Annotated in this window: 4 protein-coding genes; 1 reads left to right on the top strand and 3 read right to left on the bottom strand. The window is 71.2% G+C overall.

Features of this window, described 5'->3' with window-relative positions:
• Nucleotides 1-95: 95 nt before the first annotated feature.
• From PV364_RS24850 to PV364_RS24840, 3 genes are all read right to left on the bottom strand, one after another.
• Nucleotides 96-638, bottom strand: a complete 543-nt coding sequence (locus tag PV364_RS24850; RefSeq protein ID WP_319662479.1) for an EF-hand domain-containing protein — start codon at nt 636-638, stop codon at nt 96-98.
• A gap of 200 nt (nt 639-838) precedes the next feature.
• Nucleotides 839-1,408, bottom strand: a complete 570-nt coding sequence (locus PV364_RS24845; RefSeq protein WP_319662477.1) for a GNAT family N-acetyltransferase — start codon at nt 1,406-1,408, stop codon at nt 839-841.
• Between the two features lie 9 nt (nt 1,409-1,417).
• Nucleotides 1,418-2,023, bottom strand: a complete 606-nt coding sequence (locus tag PV364_RS24840; protein ID WP_319662475.1) for a DUF3293 domain-containing protein — start codon at nt 2,021-2,023, stop codon at nt 1,418-1,420.
• Between the two features lie 496 nt (nt 2,024-2,519).
• On the opposite strand from PV364_RS24840, the gene PV364_RS24835 reads away from it, so the two are divergent.
• Nucleotides 2,520-5,957, top strand: a complete 3,438-nt coding sequence (locus tag PV364_RS24835) for a CARDB domain-containing protein (protein ID WP_319662474.1) — start codon at nt 2,520-2,522, stop codon at nt 5,955-5,957.
• Nucleotides 5,958-6,000 lie beyond the last annotated feature (43 nt).

Here is a 6,000-nt window from a genome sequence, read left to right as displayed (position 1 = left end):
GCCCTGACCGCCGCGATCTGGCACAACCACCACACCGGCCAGCCCACCCTGCGCTCCCTGACCGCCTACGACCACTAACCCTTGGAATCGATCATCTAGGCGGCCGGAATCCGGCCGCAGAGCCAGTTGCCGGGCTCCACCGGGTCGTCGCTGATCCAGTACTGACGCCAGAGCAGCGCGAACTCCTCGCGGCTGAGGTGGCCGTCGCCGTTCAGGTCGAGCAGTTCGAAGATGCCCGTCATCTCCACGGGCCGCCCGCTCCAGGTCTCGACGAGCCTGCGGTGTTCCTCCGGGGAGATGCGGCCGTCGCCATTGGCGTCCACGGCGTCGAAGACGGTGTCCGCGGTGGCGGTGACGTCCGCGATCATCGCGGGCAACCTCTCGACGAGCGACAGCAGTTCCCCCATGTCGACGGCGCCGTCGCCGCCCGCGTCCCCGACTTCCAGGAGCGCTGCCCACCACCCCATCAGAAGCGTCTCCACCCGCTCCCGCAGCTCCGTGCCGGGGCCCACTCGCGGCAGCCGGCTCCAGCGGGCGACCAGCGCCCTGAAGTCCTCCTCGCGCAGATAGCCGTCGCTGTCCGCGTCGAACGCGTCGAACATCCCCTTGAGCTTGCGCTCCTGAAACGCACTGGCCACGAGCGGCCCCCTTCGACGCCGAACCGAACCATGCCCCGCCGGCGACCGCCCTCCGAAAGGGCGGCCACGACAAAACTCTAGGTCGCGGTGCGCCCCGGCCTCCACGAGCACATGTGCGCGAGGGATCACCCGCGGGCGGCCCGCTGCGCTCGCGGGCCGCTGAGCCGCGACGCCCCTGCGCGGGACCGGCCCGCCGGCCGTCACAGCGGCATCGAGAAGCGCCGGCACACGTGGACCCGGGTGAAGTCGTCGCGCATGTCCACGGCGTCGGCGAGTCGCGCGTGCGAGAAGGAGGCCATCGGGAGCAGGCCGGGGCGGCGTCCGCCGATGGCGCGGTCAGGCTCCCCGGTGTCGGCGGAGTGGCTGGCGTAGACGTGCAGGTAGTGGTCGCTCTCGGCGAAACCCATCGCCCGGTACCAGCGCAGGGTGTCCTCGTCATCCCGGGTCCATGCGTCCAGGGTCGAGGCACCGGCCCGGCGGGCCCGGTCGCGAGTCGGTTCGAGCAGCCTCCCCGCGAGCCCCCGGCGCCGGTGGTCGGGGTGGATGGCCACGGTGTTGATGGTCGCCGACTCGCCTTCGACGGTGGTGTCCATGATCCCCACGACGGAGCCGTCACCGTCCACCACGATCAGGTCGAGCCCGGGCACCGGGGACGGGGACTTCGAGGGCTGGACGTTGTCGAAGTAGGCCGTCCCCAGGAAGGACACGACCCGGCAGCGCAGCCAGGACGTCTCGTCGGCGGGGGTGTACTCGCGGACGGTGTAGGGCAAGCGTGTTCCTCACTCGCGGGATCGGCGAAGCACCGTGGACGCCCACGTCCTTCGCGCGGGCTGATCACCCGTGCCCCACATGCTGAACCACGGCGGCGCGAGTCCGCCACCGGATTTGAACGCTTTCGCCGGTCCGGTCAGGAGCGTCGCGTGCCAGTCGGCGGTGGCGGCGTCGTGCGCTGCGGGCGCGCAGGCCAGCAGCCGCCACGAGGCAGGCGACCAGGCGAAGACGGCGTCCTGACCGAAGCGCCGGCCCAGGGCGCGGGCCCGGGCGTCGGTCAGTCCGGTGACGGCCGCGCTGATCTCGCAGTGCGTGCCGGCCCGGTCACCGCCCACGGCGGGCCACCACGGCAGGCCGGCGGCGTGCAGAAGCGCCAAGAGGTCGTGCTGCGCCCGGAGGCCGGCCCGCGCCGGCGTCGCCCTGCCGGCGGGGTTGCAGGCGGTGATGATGTGGATCGTCCGTGCGCCGGGGAGCGGGTGGGGCAGACCCGTCAGGCCGTGCGGGACGGGGCCCGGCGCGACGCGGACGGTGTGGGTGGGAAAGGCGATGTCCACGACCGCGCGCAGGTAGAGCGGCCACCGCGCGGGCTGGTCGGCATGACGGACGGCAGACACAGGGGTCTCCTTCGAGAGGGAAGACCCCCTTACCTGCCGGCAGGGAGATCGATGCGGTCAGGCAGTGAACCGATCACTTGACGGCCGCTGATGCTCGCACGGGACGCACACGTAGTCCAGGGTGCGGGCCGCACTGCCGGGGAAGGTCCCGTGCCGATCAACACCTGCGATCTTACGTAAAGTTGCTCAATAATTTGCTCTCGTTGTGAAGCTCCGCGAGCGGGCGGCGTCCCACCGCCGCGGGTGCGAGAGGGATCGACCCCGTCCAACGGGCTCTTCGAGTGCCGACCGGTGAACGCAAGCGGAGAGCAGGCCGTGCAAGCGGCACTCGTCCGCAACTGCCGTGACATTACGAGCCGTTGACAAAGCGGAGACACACTAGAAACCTGATGACGCAGTTTCCGCAAGAAGTTGACTGACTCACTCAAGCGCCGTGCACGGCTGTTCCCTCCCGCCCTCCTGCCGCGTTCCCCCCTCCACGGAATAGAGGACCCCCATGCAATGGAGACCCCTTGGCCGACGGTCGCTGTCCGGCGCCGTTCTGGCCGGGCTCATGACGGTCGGGCTGTTACCGCTGCCCTTCGCCTCCGCCGCCCAGGCCGCCGGCCCGACCGCGCAGGCGGCGGCCGCCGACGTCAACCTCGCGCTCGGACGTCCTGCCACGGCCGGCGGCTCGCTCGGCGCGTACCCGGCAGGGAACACCACCGACGGCGCCCAGGCCTCCTACTGGGAGGGCCCTGCCGGTTCCTTCCCCCAGTGGGTCCAGGTCGACCTCGGCGCCACGCGTGCCGTCGACCGGGTCGTGCTCAAGCTGCCCTCCGGCTGGGAGACCCGGACCCAGACGCTCTCCCTGCAGGGCAGCACCGACGGCTCCGCGTTCGGCACGCTCTCCGGATCGGCCGGACGGGTGTTCAACCCCGCGCAGGCCAACACCGTCACCGTGGACCTGACGTCGCCCACCGACGCCCGGTACGTCCGCGTCAACGTCTCCGGCAACACCGGCTGGAACGCCGCGCAACTGTCGGAACTGGAGGTGTACGGCGAGGAGGGCGGCACCACCGATCCGCCGCCCACCGGCACCAACCTGGCCCGCAACAAGCCGGTCGAGGCCACCTCGTCGACGCAGACCTACGTCGCCGCCAACGCCACCGACGACTCGACCTCCACCTACTGGGAGGCGGCGGGCAACCCCGCGGACCTCACCGTCAAGCTGGGGGCCGCCGCCGACGTCACCGGCGTCGTGGTCAAGCTCAACCCGGACCCGGTGTGGGGCGCCAGGACCCAGGGCATCCAGGTGCTGGGCCGAGGGGCGTCCGACACCGGCTTCACCTCGTTGCGCGACCGCGCCGACTACGCCTTCAGCCCGGGCACCGGCAACGCGGTGACCATCCCGGTCAGCGGCCGCTGGGCCGACGTGCGGCTCCGGTTCTTCTCCAACTCCGGCGCGCCCGGCGGGCAGGTCGCCGAGTTCCAGGTCGTCGGCACCGCCGCACCCGCGCCGGATCTGACCGTCACGAGCCTGGACTGGACACCGGCCGCGCCGTCCGAGCGGGACGCGGTCACCGTGAACGCCGGTGTCCGCAACGCCGGCACCGCGCGTTCGGCCGCGACGACGGTGGACGTCAGCGTGGAGGGGACGGTCGCCGGCAGCGCCGCCGTGCCCGCCCTCGACCCGGGTGCCTCCGCCACCGTCGCCGTGTCCACCGGGACCCGCGCGGCCGGCAGCTACGCGGTCGCCGCGGTGGTCGATCCCCGCAACACGGTCGCCGAACTGGACGACACCAACAACAGCCGGAACGCGGCGAGCCGGCTGGTCGTCAGCCAGGCCCCCGGCCCCGACCTCGAGGTCAGCGCGATCACCACGAGCCCGGCGAACCCGGCCGTGGGCTCGCCCGTGTCGTTCACCGTCGCCGTGCACAACCGCGGCACGACCGCCGCGGCGGCCGGTTCCGTGACCCGGCTGCAGGCCGGCACCACCACGCTGAGCGGCACGACCGGACAGGTCGCGGCCGGTGCCACGGTCAACGTGGCGATCAGCGGCACGTGGACGGCGACCTCCGGCGGCGCCACCCTCACCGCCACCGCGGACGCCACCGGTGTGGTCACCGAGACCAACGAGAACAACAACGTGCTCACCAAGTCGCTCGTGGTCGGACGCGGCGCCGCCGTGCCGTACACCGAGTACGAGGCGGAGGACGGCCGCTACACGGGCACCCTGCTCACGGCGGACGCCAAGCGGACGTTCGGGCACACCAACTTCGCCACCGAGTCCTCGGGCCGCAGGTCCGTCCGGCTCGACTCCGGTGGCCAGTACGTCGAGTTCACCTCGACCACCTCCACCAACTCGATCGTGGTGCGCAACTCCATCCCCGACGCCTCGGCCGGCGGCGGAGCGGACGCCACCATCAGCCTGTACGCCGACGGCACGTTCGTGCAGAAGCTGAACCTGTCCTCCAAGCACAGCTGGCTGTACGGAAGCACCGACGACCCGGAGGGGCTCACCAACCGGCCCGGCGGCGACGCGCGGCGGCTCTTCGACGAGGCGCACGCGCTGCTGTCGCGGACGTACCCGCAGGGCACGACGTTCCGCCTGCAGCGTGACGCGGGCGACTCGGCGGCCTACTACATCATCGACCTGATCGACCTGGAGCAGGTCGCTCCGCCGGCGGCCAAGCCGGCGAACTGCACCTCGATCACCGAGTACGGGGCGGTGCCCGACGACGGGCTCGACGACACCGACGCCATCCAGCGAGCGGTCACCGCCGACCAGAACGGCCAGATCTCCTGCGTGTGGATCCCGGCGGGGCAGTGGCGCCAGGAGCAGAAGATCCTCACCGACGACCCGCTGAACCGGGGCCAGTACAACCAGGTCGGCATCCGGGACGTCACCATCCGCGGCGCGGGCATGTGGCACTCCCAGCTCTACACCCTCACCCCGCCGCAGAACGCCGGCGGCATCAACCACCCGCACGAGGGCAACTTCGGCTTCGACATCGACGACAACACCCAGATCTCCGACATCGCCATCTTCGGCTCCGGCACCATCCGGGGCGGCGACGGCAACGCCGAGGGCGGCGTGGGCCTCAACGGGCGCTTCGGCAAGAACACGAAGATCACCAACGTGTGGATCGAGCACGCCAACGTCGGCGTCTGGGTCGGTCGCGACTACTCCAACATCCCGGAACTGTGGGGCCCCGCCGACGGGCTGGAGTTCACCGGTGTCCGGGTCCGCGACACCTACGCCGACGGCATCAACCTCGCCAACGGCTCGCGCAACTCGACCGTCTACAACTCCTCGTTCCGCAACACCGGCGACGACTCCCTGGCGGTGTGGGCGAGCAAGTACGTGAAGGACACCTCGGTCGACGTCGGCCACGACAACCACTTCCGCAACAACACCGTCCAGCTGCCCTGGCGGGCCAACGGCATCGCCGTGTACGGCGGGTACGGCAACACCATCGAGAACAACATCGTCTCCGACACGATGAACTACCCGGGCATCATGCTCGCCACCGACCACGACCCGATCCCGTTCTCGGGCCAGACCACCATCTCGGGGAACGCCCTGTACCGGACCGGCGGCGCGTTCTGGGGCGAGGCGCAGGAGTTCGGCGCCATCACGCTCTTCGCCCAGGGCACGGACATCCCGGGCGTGACCATCCAGGACACCGAGATCCACGACTCCACCTACGACGGCATCCAGTTCAAGACGGGCGGCGGCTCGATGCCCGGCGTCAAGGTCACCGACGTCCGCATCGACAACTCCGTGGGCGGCTCCGGCATCCTCGCGATGAGCGGCGCCCGCGGCAGCGCCACCCTGACCAACGTCACGATCACCAACTCGGCGCAGGGCAGCGTGCTCATCGAGCCCGGCTCCCAGTTCACCATCACCGGCGCTCCGGCCGGTCTGACCGCCCGGCGCAAGGCCGACTGATCCCGGACAGGGTCCCCGGCTCCCGTACGGGAGCCGGGGACCC

This window comes from Streptomyces sp. MI02-7b (assembly GCF_033793585.1).
Taxonomy (GTDB): domain Bacteria; phylum Actinomycetota; class Actinomycetes; order Streptomycetales; family Streptomycetaceae; genus Actinacidiphila.
This window is presented reverse-complemented; position numbering and strand designations above follow the sequence as displayed.

Bases quoted from the DNA above. Each gene is read 5' to 3' on its own strand.
- PV364_RS24835 (WP_319662474.1), top strand. From the start codon at position 2,520: ATGCAATGGAGACCCCTTGGCCGACGGTCGCTGTCCGGCGCCGTTCTG.